The sequence below is a fragment of the Brevundimonas nasdae genome (assembly GCF_019395145.1).
Lineage (GTDB): Bacteria > Pseudomonadota > Alphaproteobacteria > Caulobacterales > Caulobacteraceae > Brevundimonas > Brevundimonas nasdae.
In genome coordinates this window covers 2,023,261-2,040,036 of record NZ_CP080034.1, presented here as the reverse complement: position 1 = coordinate 2,040,036, position 16,776 = coordinate 2,023,261, and the positions used below count along the sequence as shown (strand labels likewise).

Annotated in this window: 13 protein-coding genes; 5 read left to right on the top strand and 8 right to left on the bottom strand. The window is 64.5% G+C overall.

What is annotated here, in order from left to right; genetic code table 11:
- Window positions 1-66: 66 nt before the first annotated feature.
- The 3 genes from KWG56_RS10000 to KWG56_RS09990 all read right to left on the bottom strand — a co-directional run bounded on the left by KWG56_RS10000 (window position 67) and on the right by KWG56_RS09990 (window position 7,331).
- Window positions 67-1,599, bottom strand: a complete 1,533-nt coding sequence (locus KWG56_RS10000) for a tryptophan halogenase family protein (protein ID WP_219354645.1) — start codon at window positions 1,597-1,599, stop codon at window positions 67-69.
- 268 nt (window positions 1,600-1,867) lie between these two features.
- Window positions 1,868-5,020: a TonB-dependent receptor gene (locus KWG56_RS09995; RefSeq protein WP_244999459.1), complete on the bottom strand. Its 3,153-nt coding sequence runs from the start codon at window positions 5,018-5,020 to the stop codon at window positions 1,868-1,870.
- A 49-nt stretch (window positions 5,021-5,069) separates the two neighbouring features.
- Entirely contained in the window at window positions 5,070-7,331 is a 2,262-nt protein-coding gene (locus KWG56_RS09990) for a beta-glucosidase family protein (RefSeq protein ID WP_244999458.1), read from the bottom strand.
- A gap of 491 nt (window positions 7,332-7,822) precedes the next feature.
- Between KWG56_RS09990 and cysD the strand changes: the two genes are divergently transcribed.
- The 4 genes from cysD to KWG56_RS09970 are packed head-to-tail and all read left to right on the top strand — an operon-like array spanning window position 7,823 to window position 11,092.
- A complete protein-coding gene (gene cysD / locus KWG56_RS09985) occupies window positions 7,823-8,773 on the top strand; it encodes a sulfate adenylyltransferase subunit CysD (protein WP_244999457.1) in 951 nt (316 codons plus the stop codon).
- On the top strand, window positions 8,773-10,686 hold the full coding sequence (gene cysN / locus KWG56_RS09980; RefSeq protein WP_219354642.1) for a sulfate adenylyltransferase subunit CysN: 1,914 nt from the start codon (window positions 8,773-8,775) through the stop codon (window positions 10,684-10,686). The genes cysD and cysN overlap by 1 nt, the downstream gene beginning before the upstream one ends.
- 53 nt (window positions 10,687-10,739) lie before the next feature.
- Window positions 10,740-10,940, top strand: a complete 201-nt coding sequence (locus KWG56_RS09975) for a hypothetical protein (protein WP_219354641.1) — start codon at window positions 10,740-10,742, stop codon at window positions 10,938-10,940.
- Window positions 10,940-11,092 carry a hypothetical protein gene (locus KWG56_RS09970; RefSeq protein ID WP_219354640.1) on the top strand — a complete coding sequence of 51 codons (153 nt, stop codon included), beginning with the start codon at window positions 10,940-10,942 and terminating at the stop codon, window positions 11,090-11,092. Before KWG56_RS09975 ends, KWG56_RS09970 begins: the two co-directional genes overlap by 1 nt.
- Before the next feature lie 46 nt (window positions 11,093-11,138).
- Here the strand turns inward: KWG56_RS09970 and KWG56_RS09965 are convergent, their stop codons facing one another.
- Window positions 11,139-11,918: a PhoH family protein gene (locus KWG56_RS09965; protein WP_219354639.1), complete on the bottom strand. Its 780-nt coding sequence runs from the start codon at window positions 11,916-11,918 to the stop codon at window positions 11,139-11,141.
- A gap of 319 nt (window positions 11,919-12,237) precedes the next feature.
- Between KWG56_RS09965 and KWG56_RS09960 the strand changes: the two genes are divergently transcribed.
- Entirely contained in the window at window positions 12,238-12,765 is a 528-nt protein-coding gene (locus KWG56_RS09960) for a gamma carbonic anhydrase family protein (protein ID WP_219354638.1), read from the top strand.
- Window positions 12,766-12,992: 227 nt separating this feature from the next.
- Here KWG56_RS09960 and KWG56_RS09955 read toward each other — a convergent pair whose 3' ends face one another.
- From KWG56_RS09955 to tipF, 4 genes are all read right to left on the bottom strand, one after another.
- The gene (locus KWG56_RS09955) at window positions 12,993-13,937 is read right to left on the bottom strand and encodes a bifunctional riboflavin kinase/FAD synthetase (protein WP_219354637.1); all 945 of its coding nucleotides are present in this window, start codon (window positions 13,935-13,937) and stop codon (window positions 12,993-12,995) included.
- A 1-nt stretch (window position 13,938) separates the two neighbouring features.
- Entirely contained in the window at window positions 13,939-14,400 is a 462-nt protein-coding gene (locus KWG56_RS09950) for a MaoC family dehydratase (protein WP_201096889.1), read from the bottom strand.
- Window positions 14,401-14,438: 38 nt separating this feature from the next.
- Window positions 14,439-15,308, bottom strand: a complete 870-nt coding sequence (locus KWG56_RS09945) for a TIGR01459 family HAD-type hydrolase (RefSeq protein WP_219354636.1) — start codon at window positions 15,306-15,308, stop codon at window positions 14,439-14,441.
- Between the two features lie 103 nt (window positions 15,309-15,411).
- Window positions 15,412-16,686 (bottom strand): flagella assembly cyclic-di-GMP phosphodiesterase TipF, encoded by a 1,275-nt coding sequence (gene tipF, locus KWG56_RS09940; protein WP_201096891.1) that lies wholly within the window; start codon window positions 16,684-16,686, stop codon window positions 15,412-15,414.
- Window positions 16,687-16,776: the final 90 nt, after the last annotated feature.

The following is a 16,776-nucleotide window of genomic DNA, read 5'->3' as shown; positions in this document are numbered from 1 at the left end:
CGACAGCTTCCTTGTTTCCGGCTCTACATAGAGCCGGTCTTCACCGTACGAAAGTCGGATCGCATCCTACACGGGCGCCAGCCATTCCGGCGACGGCGCCGTGCAGTGGTCGCGCAGGAAGTCGCCGTGTGTCGGCAGCCCCAGAACGGCGTGGCGTATGGCGGCCGCCCCCTGATCCAGATAGCGGGGCATGTCGGTGAAATCGATCCGGTCGGTCAATGGATGATAGGCGCGCGGCTTCACTCCCATGCCTTCCAGAACGGACTGCCAGCTGACGCTGCGGAACATCAGGTCCACGCCTTCGCGGATGGTGCCGTTGACCTTGAACAGGTCAATCTTGCTGCTCAGGGATTCCGGCATCTCCATGTTGCGGATCTCGCGCCAGTAGGCGTTATCTTCACGCTGGGTCATGGCGTAGTGCATGATGACGAAGTCGCGGATCTCCTCGTAATCCTGCGTCATGCGCTGATTGTATTCCGTGATCAGGACCGGGTCGCAGTCGGCGTCAGGCATGAAGCGCAGGAAGAAATCCATGCCGCGATAGATCAGGTGCAGGGCCGTGGACTCCAGCGGCTCGATGAAGCCGCCCGCAAGACCCAGCGACAGGACGTTCTTGTCCCACAGCTTCTCGCGCATGCCGGTCTTGAAGGGGATGATCCATGGATCGACGACCGGCTCGCCATCGGCCTGTTTCAGGAGGGTGGCCAGGGCCTCGTCATCGCTGCAGTAGCGGTCGCAGAAGACATATCCGACGCCGCTGCGTTGCTGCAGCGGAATACGCCAGCACCAGCCGGCATCCTGGGCGTGGGCCAGGGTGTAGGGGCCGGGCGGGGTCGGGTTCGTGACCTGCAGAGCGACGGCGCGGTTGCTCAGCAGCCACTGCGACCAGTCATGATAGCCGACGCCCAGGGTCTTGTTGATCAGCAGGGCGCGGAAGCCTGTGCAGTCGATGAAGAAGTCGGCCTCGATCCGGCGACCGTCCTTCAGGATGACGGATTCGACGAAGCCATTGGGGTGCTGTGTGACGTTCTCTACGATGCCCTCGGTACGGGTGACGCCACGGGCCTCGGAGAAGCGGCGCAGGTAGCGCGCCATCTTGCGGGCGTCGATGTGCACGGCGTAGGAGGCGCTGGCGATCGGCGTGCGGGGCGCCTTGAAGGGCAGGGTGAAGCGGTCTTCGTTCAGCATCACCGACGCCGCCGCGAACTCCTGCAGGCCCCGCGTATAGCCTTCGGCGCGCGCGCGCAGCCAGACCTGATACAGGTCGCCCAGTTCGACGGGCACGCCGAAATAGCCGAAGGGGTGGATGTATTCCTCGCCCTTCAGCTTCCAGTCCTTGAACAGGATGCCCAGCTTGAAGCTGCCCTGAACCTCCTGGAGGAATTCCTGTTCGTTGATGCCCAGACGGGTCAGCATCTGCAGGAAGGGCGGAATGGTGGATTCGCCGACACCGACGATGCCGATGTCATCGGATTCGACCAGTTCGATCTCAGCCACTTTGCCCTTGAAATGCTCGGACAAGAGGGCGGCGGCGATCCAGCCGGCCGAGCCTCCGCCGACAATGCAGATCTTTTTGATGGGGCGACGGGGATCATCCATGGCGGACCTCACGCGGCTTTGGCCCTGGTCAGGGCTGGGAATTAACGGGTGCTCCGGCCAATCAGCGACCCTGGGTCGCGAGCGCGGATCAGTTGGGAACGGCGCGGGCGCAACGACCAGACGTCACCGGAAGGAGCGTCGTGGGCGAAGTGCGAGGGGCTGATCCGAAGGTGATCCTTCTGGGGGGATCTTGCATAGGGTTGTTACGCGAAAAAAGAGGCCGGCGACAACAGAGAGTCATCGCCGGCCAGTCGCTCAGGAAAGAGTCTTAGAAGCGTGCGCGAATGCCGATCGAGTAACGCGGCTCGAACTGGTTCCGGCTATGGAACTGTTTCTGGCCAGGCGTGAACTGCATGTAATAGTTCTCGATCTCGCCGAATACATTGGATCCGTTGGCGTAAATCGTGACCATGTCATTCACATTGTATGTAATATTCGCGTCCACATAATGGGATTCGTCTTGATAGACGGGGATCGCGCCGCCTTTATCATCTTCTGCATTTCCGAATAGTTGCGCCAGTCGGGCTGTTCTGTAGTTGTAAGCTACACGAGCCTGGAGGCGTTCACCCTGATACCAGATTGCAGCATTGAGCGAATATTTGGAGTTGTCCGGGAATGCCAGTTTTACTTGACGGAGATCATGCCCGGTTTGCTGGCTATCCGAATAGGTGAAGCTGCCGTCAAAACCGAAATCAGACAAGATCGGTGTGCTGATGAAGTCAGACAAGCCAATCTTTGCAGCCAGTTCGACACCTTGAAGCTGACCGCCCCTGCCTTGAACCGGACGGTTGACCGGCACCAGGCGACGAACGACGCCGTCGCCGTCAGCATAGGAACCGCTGTTGGGGATGGTGTCCCGGGTGACGAAGCTTTCGATGTCCAGGCGGAACAGGGCGACGTTGAACATGGTCGCCGGGCCGTAATAATATTCCAGCGCCACGTCGTAGTTGGTCGACCGCCACGGGTTGAGTTCGACCGTGCCGCCCAGCGTTGCGCCGGTGACGCGACGAACGCCGACAGGCGATGCCGTCGGATCCTGCGGCGTCGGACCATTGGAGTCCGCGGTCGCGATGGTCACGCCGCCGCCGTAGTTGCCCAGATCCAGCGGGATCATGGTCTTGGCGTAGGCCGCACGCAGGCGCAGCTTGTCGTTGATGTCGTACGACAGGTTCACGGTAGGCAGCCAGTCCGTATAGCTGCGGCTCGCGATGGTGTCGCCGACGTCATAATTGGTGTCGCCGTAGGCGCGAACATCGCCGGTCAGGTTCTGGCGCGCACGCAGTTCGGTGCGGACCATGCGCAGACCGATGTCGCCCCGCAGTTTGCCCACCTCGATGTTGCCGTTCACATAGGCGGCGTCCTCAAAGAGATCGACGTCATAGGAATTGCCCGGAACGATGACTTCGAAGGCGTTGCCGAAGACGCGGTTCTGGAATGCGACCACATCGTCGAAGTCGCGGGGGTCAGCGACCCAGACGCCGGGCAGGCCGGAAGTGATCGAGCCGTAGTCAGATAGGAAGTAGGTGTTGTTGTTGGACTTCAGCGGCGACGGGCGGTTGACCGTATAGCCCTGGAAGCAGGTCGGGGCGTTCGCCACCGCGCCGCCGGTGCAGATGCTCGGGGCCGTCGCGATCGCCTTGGTGGGATCGAAGCTGGGGTTCGAGACATATTCACCCGACATGCACTGCGGGTTGTCCATCACGACGTCGATGGCTTTCCACTGCGCGGCGCATCCAGCCTGATTGCCGGCCCCCTGTCCCTCGTAGAAGTTCGAGAACAGGTGGAAGTTGGTGATCTTCACTTCACGGGCGCTGTGGCGAATGCCGGCGTCAACGCGGGTGAGGAAGCCGAATGCGGGGCCTTGCTGGAACTCATAGGCGCCATCGAAGCGAACGACCGTGAGATCCGACTCGTTCCTCTGGTTGCCCTCCGACGAGTAGGCGCCGACCGTATAGCTGTCGAGATTCGACATATAGTCGGTCAGGGGTTTGACGCCCAGGCCGCCCGGGAGGGGATTGTTGAAGCCGCTCCAGACCGCCTTGCTTCCACCGATGTTGAGATGAACCAGCGGGTCGGCGCCATAACCATACGGGTTCGGGTTGATGTAGCGCCCGCCCTGCGATCCGATCACGCCGTTCGAGTACTGAGCGGCGGGGTATTGCGAGGCGATGGAGGACGGGAAGAAGGTGCCGCGCGTCCGATCCCCTTCCTGACGGAACAGGGTGAAGGCGCGGTCGGGCCCATACTGCCAGTTCGACAGGTCGCCCTGAACCTGGCCGTTCATGCTGAGCAGCGACGCATTAGCCTTGATGGCGCGGGCGGTGAAGGTGAACGGCCCCCCCTTGTCGTAGTCCAGTTGCAGGTTGAAGTTCGTGGATTCCGTTTCATTCACGCGATTGACGGTGAAGGAGTTCATCCACCAGACGTCGAGGTCGTATTCGCTGACGTTCAGCCACGGTTTGCCATTGCTGCCGTTGACGGCCGTCGTCTCATAGGCTGTCGGCGTCGTCCAGGTCACACCGTTCCAGCGGTTCGAAATGTTCAGACCGGCAGCGCGGTTGTAATCTTTCTGGTGGGTGTAGAAGACTTCACCCGTCAGGCGGATGCCGTCTTCGATTTCGTATTGGAACGAGCCGTTCAGGCTGTAGCGGTCACGTTCGACGACGCGCGCGAAGGAATCGTAGCCGTGCGGCGCGATCCAGTTGTCGGCGTCACCACCCCAGTCGTTGTTGCCGAACAGGGCGCCCGAAACGCCCGAATAGTTGTTGCCCAGGTTCGAATTGCTGACAACGCCGGAGAGAAGCGCGCCGAAACGGTCGCCGCGCCAGTTCAGCAGGCCGTTGAACAGGTAGTCGCTCTCGCCCGTGCGGTCGCCGGTCTGGTATTCGGCGGCGGTATAGACGGTGGCGCCGTGTTTGAAGTCCATCGGGCGGCGCGTGCGCAGATCGATGGTGCCGGAGATGCCGGACAGGGCGTTGCGGACGTCCTGTGACTTGAAGACGACCAGCGAACTCATCAACTGCGACGGCACATCGTTCAGACTTGGCTGAGCGCCGCCCAAGTTGCCGGCCGCCAGATACTGTTCGCCGTTCAGCAGGGTGACCACCTGCGGCAGACCGCGGATGTTGGCTGTCGCGCCTTCACCAGCATTCCGCTGGATCTGAATGCCTGCGACGCGCTGAAGGGCGTCGGCGACGGTGACGTCGGGCAGCTTGCCGATGTCTTCAGCCGAGATGGCGTCGACCAGCGCAGTTTCGTTGCGCTTGATGTCGATGGCCTTGGCCTGGGACGCCCGGATGCCGGTGACGACGATTTCGCCGACCTCGGTCGCGTCCTGATCAGCGGTCTGGGCGTAGGCCGGCGCGACGAGCGCCGAACTGGCCAGCAAGGCGGCCAGCATGGGCCTCTTGTGAATTCTCATTTTGGTTATCCCTCCTCGTGGCGCCGCGGTTTGTTATGCGGCTTTGGGTTCAAGGTCTGATGGTCGACCCGGAAAGTTGGACGTCGGCGTGCAGCCCCGTGTCGGCGGCGTCACGCGCCACGCTGATGCGGTAATCGCCCTGGGCGATGCGCCAGCCGGGCAGGGCCGTGTCGTAGTTGGCCAGGATGCGCGGCTCGGCGTGCAGGGTGACCCGGCGCGTCTCGCCCGGCTGCAGCGTCACCTTGGCGAAGGCGGCCAGGCGACGCGGGTTGGCGGCGTTCGCAGGCGCGACATACAGCTGGGGAACCTCGGCCCCGGCGCGCGAGCCGGTGTTGGTCACGTCCACGCTGACGGTCAGGCCGTCAGTGGTCGACGTCGTCAGGTTGGAATAGGCGAAGCGGGTGTAGCTGAGGCCATGGCCGAACGGGAACAGGGGTTTCAGACCCTGACGCGCGTACCAGCGGTAACCGACATCGGCGCCCTCCGGATATTCGACGGTGAACGGCTTCAATCCTTCGACCTGCGGGGCGCCGGGGTTGGCGGCGGCGGCGGCGTCAACGGCCTGAAGCTCGGCCAGACCTGGCACGACAGGACGCGGCGGTTGGTCGGCGGAGGCGGGGAAGGTGATCGGCAGGCGGCCGGACGGATTGACGTCGCCGAACAGGATGCGGGCGATGGCTTCGCCGCCGCGTTGGCCCGGATACCAGGCCTGGATGACGGCAGGGGTCTTGTTCAGCCAGGGCATCAGCACCGGACCGCCGGTCTCCAGCACCACGACCGTCTTGCGGTTGGCGCCGGTCACGGCGTCGATCAGGGCGTCCTGATTGTCAGGCAGGGACAGGTTCTCGACGTCCTCGGCCTCAGTCGTCCACTGGGTCGCGAAGACGATGGCCAGGTCCGCGCTGCGGGCGGCTGCTGCTGCGGCCGCGGCGTCCTTGCCGTCGACGTAGGTGACGGTGGCGTTGGGCGACAGGGCGCGGATGGCGTTCAACGGCGACGAGGCATGCCAGGTGATGCGCGCGAACGAGGCGGCGGCGCCTGACGTCAGCGGGATTTCGACCGGCGCACCGCCGACCGAACGCACCTGAGACGAGCCGCCGCCCGACAGGACGCCGACATCGGCATGGCCGCCGATCAACACGATCTTCTGCGCGGTCTTGGCCAGGGGCAGCAGGCCGCCTTCGTTACGCAGCAGGACGATGCCGGCCTCGGCGGCGCGTTGCGCGACCTCGGCGTTGGCGGCGTAGTCGATGGGCTGTTCGGTCTTCACGACCGGCGCATCCAGCACGCCGCCCTTGATCAGGCCGACCACGACGCGGTGCGCCATGTCGTCCAGGCGGGCTTCGGGAATGCGGCCCGCGTCCAGAGCTTCACGGAATGGGGCGTCGAAATAGAGGGCGCGGTCCAGTTCCTGACCGGACGCCTGATCCAGACCCGCCAGCGCAGCCTTTTCGGTCGAATGGACGGCGCCCCAGTCGGACATGACCCAGCCGTCGTACTTCCAGTCGCCCTTCAGCACATGGTTCAGCAGGAAGTCGTTCTCGCAGGCCCAGTCGCCGTTGATCTTGTTGTAGGCGCACATGACCGAGCCGGGATGGCCGCGCTCGATCCCGATCTGGAAGGCCAGAAGGTCGCTTTCACGCAGCGCGGCCTCGTCCAGACGGGCGTCCATGATCATCCGCCCCGTCTCCTGAGAGTTGAAGGCGAAATGCTTGATGGTGGCGACGATGTTGTTCGACTGGACGCCGCGGATGTGGTCGCCGACCAGAATGCCGGCCAGCAGCGGGTCTTCGCCCAGATATTCGAAATTCCGGCCCGCCCAAGGGTCGCGGGTCAGGTTCACGCCGCCCGCAAGCAGCACGTTGAACGTCTTGGCGCGCGCCTCGCCGCCGATCATGACGCCGCCTGCATAGGCGATTTCAGGATCGAATGAGGCGGCGGTGGTCAGGCTGGAGGGCAGGGCGGTGGCGACGTCGCCCTTGCGTTGTTCGACCTGGTTGGCGACGCCCAGGCTGGCGTCCGACTCGCGCAGGTCGGGGATGCCCAGGCGCGGGATGCCGGGGATGTGGCCAGCGGACGGAATCATGTCGGCGACGGGGGCGCCGGGCGTGCGGTCGGCGAAGGGCGGGAAATAGCCGTGGATCAGCTGCAGTTTCTCGTCGCGGGTCATCTGGCCGACCAGGGCGGTTGCGCGGGCGGCGACGGCCTGGGCGTTCGGGGCGACGGTTTCAGGGGCGGCGGCGTCCGCCGACGCGCCATGGGGGGCGCTCAGGCCTGCCGCCATGACAAGGGCGAACGTGCTGATGAGCATGGATTTTTTAAACATTCAGGCGACCCCCGACAGTGACTTTGCGATAACACACACCAGTCGGTCAGAGGGCGAGCGAGAGCGTTGACGAAAACCGGTCGGTCATCGTCTCGCATCCTTCAGTTCCTCCGCGAACGGAGCTGAACAGTCGCTCAAGAGAAAAGGGCTGCTTGCAGCCAACGCCGGCACCCGCGTGGGCTGCCGATCACTTTCGCTCCCTCAAAATGGAAGGTCTCCGCCTTCTCATGATCGGAAATAAGCATGGTTTGAGAGCGTTCACAACACAAAACCGCCTTGTTCGCGTCACGTTTGGAAACGTTCACAATCACATGTCGTTTCAACCCCTGTGATGTGGACATTGTGCGCTGCGATAGCGGATGAGGGGCGACGCCTAGGGCGACGGACATGAAATCTAAGCCGCGCATGCAGTATCCATCGCTTGCGCCGTTCACCGCTCTGACGTGTGAGGTCGCTCTCAGACGAGAGTGAAAACCGTGGCTGCATCCCTGCTTCTGAAGACACGCCCCGAACCCGCCGTGACGAGCCAACGCCTGACGCATCTCCAGCGTCTGGAGGCGGAGGCGATCCACATCATGCGCGAGGTGGCGGCTGAGGCCGAGCGTCCGGTCATGCTGTATTCGATCGGCAAGGATTCGGCGGTGATGCTGCATCTGGCCCGGAAGGCCTTCTATCCGTCTCGTCCGCCGTTCCCGCTGCTGCATGTCGATACGACGTGGAAGTTCCGCGCCATGTACGAGATGCGCGCCCGCATGGCGGCCGAACTGGGCGTCGAACTTCTGGTGCATCAGAACCCGGAGGCCGTCGCGCGCGGTATCAATCCGTTCGACCACGGTTCGGCCCTGCATACGGACCTGTGGAAGACGCAAGGACTGAAACAGGCGCTGGCGCTGCATGGGTTCGACGCGGCCTTCGGCGGCGCCCGGCGCGATGAGGAGAAGTCCCGCGCCAAGGAGCGCATCTTCTCGTTCCGCACCGCCGAGCAGGGCTGGGACCCCAAGAGCCAGCGGCCCGAGCTTTGGCGGCTGTACAACACCCGCAAACGCCCCGGTGAAAGCATCCGCGTCTTTCCGATCTCCAACTGGACCGAGCTGGATGTGTGGCAATACATCCATCTGGAGCAGATCCCGATCGTGCCGTTGTATCTGGCGGCTGAACGGCCGGTGGTCGAGCGCGACGGCGCTCTGATCATGGTCGATGACGACCGTTTCCCCTTGCGTCCCGGCGAGACGCCTCAGATGCGCTCGGTCCGGTTCCGCACCCTGGGCTGCTACCCCCTGACCGGGGCGGTCGAGAGCACGGCGGCGACCGTGCCGCAGATCATTCAGGAAATGCTGCTGACCACAACGTCCGAGCGTCAGGGCCGGGTGATCGACCACGACCAGTCAGCCTCGATGGAGAAGAAGAAGCGCGAGGGCTATTTCTGATGGCGCACCAGTCCGACCTGATCGCCCGCGACATCGACGCCTATCTGGACGTCCACCAGCACAAGAGCCTGCTGCGCTTCATCACCTGCGGCAGCGTGGATGACGGCAAGTCCACCCTGATCGGGCGGCTGCTCTATGATTCCAAGATGATCTTCGAGGATCAGATGGCGGCGTTGGAGGCGGACAGCCGCCGGGTCGGCACCCAGGGCGGCGACATCGACTTCGCCCTGCTGGTCGACGGTCTGGCGGCGGAGCGGGAGCAGGGCATCACCATCGACGTGGCCTATCGCTTTTTCTCGACCGAGACGCGCAAGTTCATCGTCGCCGATACGCCGGGGCACGAGCAATACACCCGAAACATGGTCACGGGCGCCTCGACCGCCGACGCCGCCGTCATTCTGATCGACGCGCGCCGGGGCGTGCTGACCCAGACGAAACGCCATTCCTATCTGGTCAGCCTTCTGGGTATCCGGCACATTGTGTTGGCGGTGAACAAGATGGATCTGGTCGGCTGGTCCCAGGCGCGGTTCTACGAAATCCTGGCCGAGTATCGCGACTTCGCCGCCCGGCTGGGCGTGAGCGATTTCCACGCCATCCCCATGTCGGCGCTTCGCGGCGACAACATCACCGAACCGACCGCGCGGGCGCCCTGGTATGACGGTCCGCCGCTGATGGCCTTGCTGGAGGGGCTGGAGGTCGGGGACGAACTGTCCGCCGATCCGTTCCGATTGCCAGTGCAGTGGGTCAATCGGCCCAATCTGGATTTTCGGGGCTTCTCGGGCCAGATCGCGGCGGGAACCGTGCGGCCCGGCGATCCTGTGCGCGTTCTGCCGTCGGGCAAGACCTCGCGCGTCACCCGCATCGTCACCGCTGACGGTGATCTGTCGTACGCGGTTGCGGGCCAGTCGATCACCCTGACCCTGGCCGACGAGATCGATATTTCGCGCGGTGATGTCCTGGCCGCGGCCGACGCCCCGCCCGAGGCCGCTGATCAGTTCGAGGCGACGCTGGTCTGGATGGATGACGAGGCCATGCTGCCGGGCCGTCCCTATCTGCTGAAGCTGGGCGCGCGGCTGGTCGGCGCGACCATCACCGAACCCAAGCACAGGCTGAACGTCAATACGCTGGAGCAGCAGCCCGCCAAGCGGCTGGAACTGAACGAGATCGGCGTCTGCAATCTGTCGCTGGATGCGCCGGTCGCGTTTGAGCCTTACGGCGCCAACAAGGATCTGGGCGGTTTCATCCTGATCGACCGGATTTCAAACCGCACGGTGGCGGCGGGGATGCTGCATTTCGCCCTGCGCCGCGCCCACAACATCCACTGGCAGGCCCAGTCGGTCGACAAGGCCTCGCGCGCCGCGATCAAGAACCAGAAGGGCAGGGTGATCTGGCTGACCGGCCTGTCCGGCGCCGGCAAATCGACCATCGCCGATCTGGTCGAGAAGCGGCTGCACGCCGACGGACGCCACACCTATCTGCTGGACGGCGACAATGTCCGCCATGGGCTGAACCGCGACCTGGGCTTCACCGAGGAGGATCGGGTCGAAAACATCCGCCGCGTCGCCGAGGTGGCCAGGCTGATGGTGGATGCAGGGCTGATCGTGCTGGTCAGCTTCATCTCGCCGTTCCGGGCCGAGCGTGCGCTGGCGCGGGCGTTGATGAACGACGGCGAGTTCATCGAGGTCCACGTCGACACCCCGCTGCATGTCGCCGAAGCGCGCGATGTGAAGGGCCTGTACCGCAAGGCGCGGGCGGGGGAGCTGAAGAACTTCACCGGCATCGACAGTCCGTACGAGGCGCCGGAAAGCCCCGAGATCGTGGTGGACACCACCTCCATGACCCCGGAACAGGCCGCTGAACGCATCGTGGGCTGGCTGGAGGGGCGAGAGCCGCCTGAAGACTTCGCCATCTGAGACGGCGGCGCCAATCGCCGGATCGCGCGTTGGGTCATCAGAGGAGACAGCTGATGACCGAGGTTCGCGTTCTTCACGCCCGCAGCGGCGTGGTCCTGCAGCAGGAGGGCGACGGCGCCTATGTCCTGACCAGTCTGCGCGGATCAGACGAGCGGCGGTTCGCCGATCTGGAGCAGGCGGAACGTGTCTTTGACACAGAGGTGGCGGCTTCGGAACGCGACCCGGACATCGTCGCGCGGCTGGGTGGTTCGTGATGGTCGGCCCGGGAACCGCGCTACTGGTGTTGCTGATCCTCGGCGGGCTGCTGGCCCTGCTGTTTCATCCCATCAACCCGCCGACCCATTTTGTCGACAAGGACGCCGACGGCGAACCGGACGAGCCGGACGGCCCTGCGGCAGGTCTGTAGCAAGACTGTCGCCCGACGGTATGGGCCATCGGGCGACGCTTGAGGATCAGAGCACCCCGATCATCGAGGCGACCAGGGGGTGACGCACGATGTCGCGTTCGGCCAGGCGCACCACGGCGATGTCGTCCACCGCTTCCAACCGCGCCGAGATGTCCGACAGCCCCGAAATGCCCGGCAGCAGGTCGGACTGCTGCGGGTCGCCGGTCACCACCATGGTCGAGTGCCAGCCCAGGCGGGTCAGCAGCATCTTCAACTGAACGTAGGTGCAGTTTTGGGCCTCATCCACGACGATGAAGGCGTTGTTCAGGGTGCGGCCGCGCATATAGCCGATGGGGGCGATCTCGATCAGGCCTTCGGCCATCAACGCCTTGACCCGCTTCATCGACAGACGGTCCGATAGAGCGTCGTAGAGCGGGCGCAGATAGGGGGCCAGCTTGTCCTCCATGTCGCCGGGCAGGAAGCCGATGGATTCACCGGCCTCGACCGCAGGACGGGACAGGACGATGCGTCCGACCTTGCCCGCCTCCAGCGCCTCGACCGCCTTGGCCACCGCCAGATAGGTCTTGCCCGTGCCTGCCGGACCCAGCGCCAAGACCAGATTATGCGCGTCGATGGCCTGCATCAGTTCGGTCTGGCCTTCGGACTTCGGCTTCAGCGTCTTGAGATAGCCCTGATCCCTGTCGTCGTTCGACGGATTGGGCGACCAGCCCGATCGCGAGTTGTTGGGCGTATGGAGCCGGCGAACTTTCGACTCTTCGATGAAGTCGCGTGAATCCAGGATTCCGCTTTCACGGGACTGACGCTTCATTGCCGCACGCTTGGTCATGGACGCCTCCAGGGCATGAAAAAAGGCGGACCCGCACGGGTTCCGCCTTGGATGGTCTTGGGGAGGAGAGGATCGCGGCCCGCACGGCAACCGCCCGGATCGACAGCAGGGCCGTCAGAAACGGGATGAACCCGCCGCCGAACAACCGAACCAGGATCCCAACGCGCCACGCGAAAGCCCCGACTACTGACCGGACCGGGCTTGATCCGGCTTCGGATCCGGGGGCGAATAGCGGCTCCCGAATCGCATCAACAGTTTGATGCTAACGTGGTTTACGAGGGCTTAAAGCCCCCATTTTTTGTAGATGATCGGTGAACGGATGACTGTTTACGCACTTGACGACAATAGTCCTCAGCTTCCGCCCGAGGGGGAATACTGGATCGCGCCGAATGCTTCGGTGATAGGTCACGTGATTCTTCAAGAAAACGCCAGCGTCTGGTTCGGCGCGGTGCTGCGCGGGGACAATGATCCGATCATCCTGGGGCCGGACAGCAATGTTCAGGACGGCGCCGTGCTGCACACCGACCCCGGTTCGCCGCTGACGCTGGGGCGCGGCGTGACGGTCGGGCATCAGGCCATGCTGCACGGCTGCGAGGTCGGGGACTACAGCCTGATCGGCATTGGGGCGGTGGTGCTGAACGGGGCGAAGATCGGCAGGAACTGCATCATCGGCGCCAACGCCCTGATCACCGAGGGCAAGATCATCCCTGACAACAGTCTGGTGATGGGACAGCCGGGCAAGGTGGTGCGCGAACGCGATCCCGAACACGTCGCCGTGCTGAAGATGTCGGCGGACCACTATGTCCAGAACTGGAAGCGGTACGCGGCGGGGTTGAGGGCGGTTTGAACCCGCCCGCTTTCGTCATCCTAGGCGCAAGGCTTGATCGATATTCAGTTGGCCCGCCACTCAAATCGTCATTCCGGGGCTGAGCGAAGCGAAGAACTCGGAACCCAGGGCTACAATCGCTCCGCTGGTCCCATTCTACGCCAGATGCGCGCCTCCTGGGTTCCGGGTTCGTTCTTCGGACGCCCCGGAATGACGATTCGAGGCTGAATGTCGATCAAGCCTTGCGCCTAGGATGACGATCCTTGAACAGCCAACGCCGCCCGTGCGGCCTTGGCGTCGGCGTCGATCTGGACCTTCAACGCCTCAAGCCCGTCGAACTTCTCTTCGCCGCGCAGCCAGGCGATCAGCTGCGTGTCGACCGTCTGGCCGTAGATTTCTTCGTCGAAGTCGAACAGCCAGACCTCCAGCAGCGGCGTCTCCAGCGCATACATGGGCCGCACGCCCAGGCTAGCGACGCCGTCGATAACGCGGCCGTCCGGCAGGCGGGTGCGGACGGCGTAAACCCCGTAGGCGGGGCGCATATAGCCGTTCAGTTCGATATTTGCGGTCGGCACGCCGATGGTGCGGCCGCGCTTGTCGCCGTGGATCACCTCCCCGCGAATGGCGAAGGGGCGGCCCAGGATGGCGGCGGCGCGGGCCATGTCGCCCGCCTTCAAAGCCTCGCGCACGGCGCTGGACGACAGTTTCAGGCCGTCGGCGTCATCCAGACGTTCAGCGACCGAAACGGTGAAGCCCAGACGTTCGCCATAGGTCCGCAGGGCTTCGGGCGATCCCGAGCGGCCCTTGCCGAAGGTGAAGTCGAAGCCGACGCCCGCGTGACGAATGCCCAGACCCTGGGCCAGCACGCGTTCGGCGAAGCCGGAATCGCTCATGCCCGCCATCTCGGCGTCGAAGGGCAGAAGATACAGGATGTCCACGCCCAGAGGCGCCAGGGCCTCGGCCATTTGGTCGGCGGTCATCAGGCCGAACGGGGCGGCGTCGGGCTGGAACCAGCGGCGGGGATGGGGATCGAAACTGACCACGCCCAGCGGCGCGCCCAGACGTTCGGCCGCCGCCTTGGCGCCCGCGATGACGGCCTGATGGCCCCGGTGAACGCCGTCAAAGGCGCCGACTGCGACCGCTGCGCCTTTCAGGGCGTCAGCCAGGCCGCGCCAGTCGCGGACGATCTGCATCTCAGCGTTGGGACGGCTTGCGGCGGCGCGGCACGCGGACCACGGCGACCCCGTCCATGATCATGACGCCGTTGACGAAGCCCTCGCAGCTCAGCTTCACGCGCGCGCTTTCCGACTCAACCTCGATCACGGTGATGACGATGCGAACCTCGTCGTCGATCCGCACCGGCTGGTGGAAGGCCAGGGTCTGGGAGATATAGATGGAGCCCGCGCCCGGCAGGATGGTGCCGACCACCGCTGAGCCGAACGAGGCGCTGAGCAGCCCATGCGCGATCCGTCCGCGATAGGCGGTTTTGGATGCGAAACCTTCGTCCAGATGGACCGGGTTGAAGTCATCGGACGCCTCGGCGAACAGCTGGATGCGCTGTTCGGTGGCGACGACGATCTTCTCGGCGGCCATGCCGACGTGAAGTTCCTCCAGGATATAGCCGCCGGAGGGATGTTGCTGAACGAGTTCGACCATTGGGAGGCTTTAGCTGCGGTGCGACAAAATGGCGAGCCTTACCAGTTCAGTTCTAGCGCGGCGTATCGCGCATAGGTCGTTTCCGCCTTCAGCAGGGCGCCCGCACGCGCGGGATCCAGCGCGCCGTCCTCGCCCTTGGCCTGGTCGCCGTGGATGCCCTGGGCGATGAACAGGCAGTCCAGCGCCTGGGCGTTGGCGCCCATGACGTCGGTGACGACGCCGTCGCCGATGCACAGGACGCGTGAACGGTCCACCGCGCGGCCCAGCAGTTTCTCCGCCTCTTTGATCGCCAGATCATAGATGGGGGAATAGGGCTTGCCCGCCATGACGACGCGCCCGCCCTGGGATTCATACAGGTCGGCCAGAGCGCCGCCGCAATAGATCAGCTTGTCGCCGCGTTGCACGACGCGGTCGGGGTTGGCGCAGATCAGCTCCAGCCCGCGTTCGGCGCCGACAGCCAGGCGCTCGCGGTAGTCTTCCGGCGTTTCGATCGTGTCGTCGACCGGGCCGGTGACGGAGATGAAGGCGGCCTCGGCGGCGCTGGGCGCGCGCTCAAGCCCCAGACCTTCGTAAAGGGCGCCGTCGCGTTCCGGGCCGACGATCCAGGCCGGGCCGGGGGCGCGCTTGGCCAGTTCGGCGCGGGTGGCGTCGCCCGAGGTGACGAAGGCCTTCCAGCTTTCACGCGGCACGCCCAGGCCATCCAGTTGCGCGATCACGTCCGAGGCCGGGCGCGGCGAGTTGGAGATCAGGACGGCATGGCCGCCCTCGCGGTTGAAGCGGGCCAGGGCCTCGCACGGACCAGCCCAGCTTTCGCGGCCGTTGTGGATCACGCCCCACACGTCACAGAGCAGAATGTCGTAGTCGGCGGCAACGTCGCCGAGGTGAGGCAGAGCGTGGGGAAGGGTCATGCCCCGGACCTATGGGGCGCATGACGGCGCGTCAACCGCGTTCGATACGGCGTTTCTACGCTGCCGGTGTGTGACAGACGGTCAGGAAGCGACCGTCTGCAGATCAGTGAACGCGCCGCCGCTGCTCGGCGCTGCGCAGGGTGGAGCGCAGGAACTCGGCCGGCGGGTCGGTTTCGGCCAGAACCTGCTCCTTGATGGCGCGGGGTTCGCCGAACAGATGGCCCTGGCCCATGGCCACATCCAGTTCGAGGATGTCGACGACCTGACGCTCCGTCTCGACCTTTTCGGCGATGACCTCGACGCCGTAGCGGCGGGTCAGGGCGGCGAAATCGGCGGCCTGGATGTCAGGCATGGACTGCAGAGGCGCGCCGCCATCCAGGTCCAACAGTTGTTCGATCAGCAGGTCGGCGGACACCTTGATGAACTTGACGTCGGCGCGTTGCAGATCGGCGAAGTCCAGGTCCAGCGTCTGCACCTTGTCCAGCGAGAAGCGGTAGCCGAGGTCGGCCAGCTTGGCCATGTTGCGGGCCTCGATGGCGCCCCGCGCATCGAAGGTGGCCTGACCCAGTTCGAAGATTAGGGCCTGGTTCAGGTCGCGGTTCTCGCTGAGGAAGTCGAGGAAGCGCGGGAAGAAGGCGTCGTCGCCCAGCGAACTGAGGGCCACATTGCAGAAGACGCCGACCTTCCGGTCCTGACGGGCCAGACGGCGCACGATCTGGGCGCAGCGGAACAGCAGCAGATTGTCGATGGCGGGAACCAGACCTTCGCCTTCGGCCAGAGACAAGTATTCCGCCGGCATCATGACGCGGTCAGAGGCGTCACGCAGACGGGTGAAGCTTTCGTAGAAGATGGTGCGGCGCTGGGGCAGGGAGACAACGGGCTGCAGGTAGAGGTCGGCGCGGTTCTCGGCCAGGGCCTCATGGATGGTCTGCAGCAGGACGTTCGACTGGGCCTGACGACGGCCCTCGAAGGTGTCCAGACCGATGGTCGGGGCGGCGGACAGGCGCTGGTCGATGCTTTCGCTCATCTGCTGGACCAGGCTTTCCAGCATCCGCACTTCGCCGGTCAGTTCGTCGGCGCCCGACAGAGCCCCGCTCTCGATGGCCTGAGCCAGTTCGGTCAGGGCGCCTTGCGTCGACTCCATCGCATCGGCCAGCAGGCGATGCGCCTCGCGGACCTGATGAATTTCCTTCTTCAGGAGGCGGCGTTCGGAAATGCCGGTCACAATGCCGTGGAAGGCGCCCAGCAAACCCAGCGCGCCCAGGGCTCCAGCCACGCCCGCACCGACGCCCAGCTCCGCGCGCCACAGGAAGGCGCCCACGGTCAGACCCAGGAAAAGGTAGGCGAAGTACAGAAAACCTGTCGTTAGGGTGCGCATCGGCTGGCTTTAGCCACTCCCGGATGGAATCGCGTGAGTATCAGGGTATCAGAGACTTTCGGCTAGAGCGGGTTGATAAATAACCCGCCG

Excerpts from the sequence above, each read along its gene's own strand:
- KWG56_RS10000 (WP_219354645.1), bottom strand. The coding sequence starts at position 1,599 with ATGGATGATCCCCGTCGCCCCATCAAAAAGATCTGCATTGTCGGCGGA.
- KWG56_RS09995 (WP_244999459.1), bottom strand. The coding sequence starts at position 5,020 with ATGAGAATTCACAAGAGGCCCATGCTGGCCGCCTTGCTGGCCAGTTCG.
- KWG56_RS09990 (WP_244999458.1), bottom strand. The coding sequence starts at position 7,331 with ATGCTCATCAGCACGTTCGCCCTTGTCATGGCGGCAGGCCTGAGCGCC.
- cysN (WP_219354642.1), top strand. The coding sequence starts at position 8,773 with ATGGCGCACCAGTCCGACCTGATCGCCCGCGACATCGACGCCTATCTG.
- KWG56_RS09975 (WP_219354641.1), top strand. The coding sequence starts at position 10,740 with ATGACCGAGGTTCGCGTTCTTCACGCCCGCAGCGGCGTGGTCCTGCAG.
- KWG56_RS09970 (WP_219354640.1), top strand. The coding sequence starts at position 10,940 with ATGGTCGGCCCGGGAACCGCGCTACTGGTGTTGCTGATCCTCGGCGGG.
- KWG56_RS09965 (WP_219354639.1), bottom strand. The coding sequence starts at position 11,918 with ATGACCAAGCGTGCGGCAATGAAGCGTCAGTCCCGTGAAAGCGGAATC.
- KWG56_RS09960 (WP_219354638.1), top strand. The coding sequence starts at position 12,238 with ATGACTGTTTACGCACTTGACGACAATAGTCCTCAGCTTCCGCCCGAG.
- KWG56_RS09955 (WP_219354637.1), bottom strand. The coding sequence starts at position 13,937 with ATGCAGATCGTCCGCGACTGGCGCGGCCTGGCTGACGCCCTGAAAGGC.
- KWG56_RS09950 (WP_201096889.1), bottom strand. The coding sequence starts at position 14,400 with ATGGTCGAACTCGTTCAGCAACATCCCTCCGGCGGCTATATCCTGGAG.
- KWG56_RS09945 (WP_219354636.1), bottom strand. The coding sequence starts at position 15,308 with ATGACCCTTCCCCACGCTCTGCCTCACCTCGGCGACGTTGCCGCCGAC.
- tipF (WP_201096891.1), bottom strand. The coding sequence starts at position 16,686 with ATGCGCACCCTAACGACAGGTTTTCTGTACTTCGCCTACCTTTTCCTG.